This window comes from Acinetobacter sp. MF4642, from assembly GCF_002018925.1.
Lineage (GTDB): Bacteria > Pseudomonadota > Gammaproteobacteria > Pseudomonadales > Moraxellaceae > Acinetobacter > Acinetobacter johnsonii.
This window is the reverse complement of the sequence record NZ_MVON01000064.1, coordinates 1-2850: the sequence shown is the minus strand read 5'-3', so window position 1 is coordinate 2850 and position 2850 is coordinate 1. Positions and strand designations below refer to the sequence as shown.

Sequence of the window (2850 nt, the reverse complement as noted above, 5' to 3'; positions counted from 1 at the left end):
TTATAAGAGACGTAAATAAAGTAAGATGTTGTTACTCTAAAGCTCAGCAATATTGATAAGTAATGAATGCGATTCTATAACTCCGTAATAACAATTCTAGTTTTTTTAGTTTCGGGAATGATGATTTTTTCCCATATACAAAGATCCTACCACCCTACAAACTTTATTACTGCAACTATTGATAAGTAATTAAATTCAAAATCAATCAGGCGCTTAAACACTTTTAGTCGTATCAATATATTAATTAAGAACGCTTATTTCGCTCACGATAAAACTTATACCAAAGCCCTCATTTAGATAGAGAGCTTTTTCAATTCACACACTGAACACAAACAGTGACATGCACCTTTGTCGAAATCGAATGAGCTGTGCAGCCTGAAAGCAGGATGCACAGCAATAATGCTTTGATCATGATAGAAACAAAGCCTTTTCTTTAGCACGTCGATTCACAAGCCCTTGCATACGTTTACCGCCTGCATTCACCCATACATCAAACTGATCTGCTGCACCACGAATATCATTAGCATTCAGTTTTTTAACTAAAGTTGATTGACTAAAAGCACTAGCCCCAATGTTGTAAGCAAGTGATAGCAGTGCATCAAACTGATTTTGATTAAGTTGCACTGTGACTGCCTTATTTACAGCTACTTCAAACTTCTTTAAATCATGTGCCATGTATGTCTTAGCTTGTGCTTCCGTGCAGGTATCACCTTTCATAACTTTAATGCCGTTCGGATAAACTGTGGTACCGAATCCAATCGTCCATACCCCCACACCATCGTCATATGCAGCAAGCCGTTTTCCTTCAAAACCACAGATGAGATCCACACCAAAAAGACTAACCACCATCTGGTCGATCGCAATACCCAACATATCAGCCACCGTTGCATCTGTAGCCGTTGCAATCACTTGGTTGGCAGCATTGACTTGCTTTTGAGTAAGTGTTCCACCACTGATCTTTCTTAAAAAATCAAAAATATGTTTCATTTTTCACTTACTCACTTAAACATTGCTTTAAAAGCTGATCGAATTTCATAGATTAGTTCACCAATGGTTTTACCACGTAACAGCTGAATCGCTTGATACCAGATGCCAATTAACAACATTCCGAAAATCGCAAAGATCAACATTACAAAGCCTTGCGTCATATGTGAATAGACATGCCAACCATAATATTCAATAAATGCTGAACCACCATACAGACTAATCGCCACACTAAACGTGAACTTCATAATCACCCCCATCGTGATTTTAATTCGTCCCTCGGTATCGATATCCCCTGATAACGTCAGAGCAAAGATTGCCCCAACCACTGCAGCGATAATTTTAAAAAGCCATGGTAGGCCCTTGATGCTTAACGGGTCATTCATAGACCACTCCTAATTTTTTGGCAATAAAAAAGCGCTCAATGAGCGCCATATACTTTTTAAAAACTTAAACTTCGATTTGAATCACTTCACCCAATGGTGCGAGTCGTTTAATCTCACCATCAGATACAAATACTGTTGCTCCAAGGTTGTAACGTGTTGAACTGGTCACCAGATTTAAACCCGATCCACCCACCACCAACACTTTGTAATTGGGATGGTCCACGCTGGTAATGGTTCCTACAAATTCTGCAGCCGCAGGAAGTAAATCAATTAAACGCTGTAATGCATTACTCACGATTGACACGCTCCACTTTCACAGTTTGATTGACCACTGCGTGGCTGAACGAGACGCTAACACTATCTACAATGCCCCACCATTCCGCATTAAATGCCAGCACCTCTCCTGGTATACATTCACCCACCTGAGGTGAAATCGGCATGCTGTAGGTATGAGTTTCGACCATTCCTGCTTTGGCAAGTTTGGCTTTTCCATAAGCGCCCATGCTGACATAGTTGAACAACGGATTGTTTTCAGGTTGAAGTAGAATATCAGCACTAGTGCCAGTACGTTTTACCTGAGCTGGTGGTCCTTTACGGTCATTTGTCAGCGTAATGCCGTTGTAATCAGGATAGATCTGATAATCAGTCGATTGACTCACCACCGCAGACTCAGGCAGCATGCGATCATACTCAGCGATCGATAGCACATCCCAAAAGGTCTTTTTATACAGCGGTTTAATGGTCAGCGTATTGCTACCCTTTTCGCTATAAATAAACCCACCACCGCTTTCAACCACCATTTTGATCGCATCAATCGGCGCTAAGTTGGAATAGCTCAAACATTCACGCTCAACAATCCAACCCAATGCATCGATCAACTGCCAATTCAGTACTGTATCGCTAAACACGCGATCAAGCTCTGCTTGGCACAACTGGACGGAGGTTCGATCGTTCTCTTGTAAGAATGAGCGGAGTGGCGCGGTCGGTGCGGCAAGCAGCGCAGTTTGACTGCGACCAATCAAGGTATAGGTGTCTTGGGAGAATTTACGAGAACGTCGGCGGTTCTCAAGCAACATTTGATGCTCGGTACCATTCACGATAATTTTTAAAATCACAGGTTGTCCATTGATCGGTTCAAGCTTGCCAATCTCGGATGCAGGTACGGTCAAACTATAGGACCAACACCAGCTGCTGCGATCGGTACTGTAATTCCCGTCATAGACTTCAATCTCTACGCCATTGTCTAGGCGTGTCACAGATAAACTATTCAATATGTACCACCAATTACGATTCGGTATACCAGGGATGCAATCATCTGCACCGAAGTGAACCGTACCGGGTTTGTCGGAGGCTTTTTTATTTAAGTTAGGCCACCTGACCTAACGGGTTAATCTTATCATAGTACATTGCTTCAAACTCAAAAGGCGATACATAACCCAGTGCACTGTGTACACGCTTTTTATTGAACCAATATACCCAG

General features: G+C 42.0%; 4 protein-coding genes and 1 pseudogene. All 5 read right to left on the bottom strand.

Features of this window, described 5'->3' with window-relative positions; translation table 11 throughout:
- Positions 1 to 408: 408 nt before the first annotated feature.
- Complete coding sequence (locus MF4642_RS16285) at positions 409 to 987, bottom strand: lysozyme (RefSeq protein WP_078426859.1); 579 nt, start codon at positions 985 to 987, stop codon at positions 409 to 411.
- 11 nt (positions 988 to 998) lie between these two features.
- A complete protein-coding gene (locus MF4642_RS16280) occupies positions 999 to 1370 on the bottom strand; it encodes a hypothetical protein (protein ID WP_004693690.1) in 372 nt (123 codons plus the stop codon).
- Between the two features lie 64 nt (positions 1371 to 1434).
- A complete protein-coding gene (locus MF4642_RS16275) occupies positions 1435 to 1665 on the bottom strand; it encodes a hypothetical protein (protein WP_004693692.1) in 231 nt (76 codons plus the stop codon).
- Positions 1658 to 2701 (bottom strand): annotated as a pseudogene (locus MF4642_RS16270) (hypothetical protein); the annotation flags it as partial. The gene MF4642_RS16275 and the pseudogene MF4642_RS16270, both read right to left, overlap by 8 nt.
- 34 nt (positions 2702 to 2735) lie before the next feature.
- The coding region (locus tag MF4642_RS17445; protein ID WP_413772799.1) for an IS3 family transposase at positions 2736 to 2850 on the bottom strand (115 nt) is incomplete at its 5' end.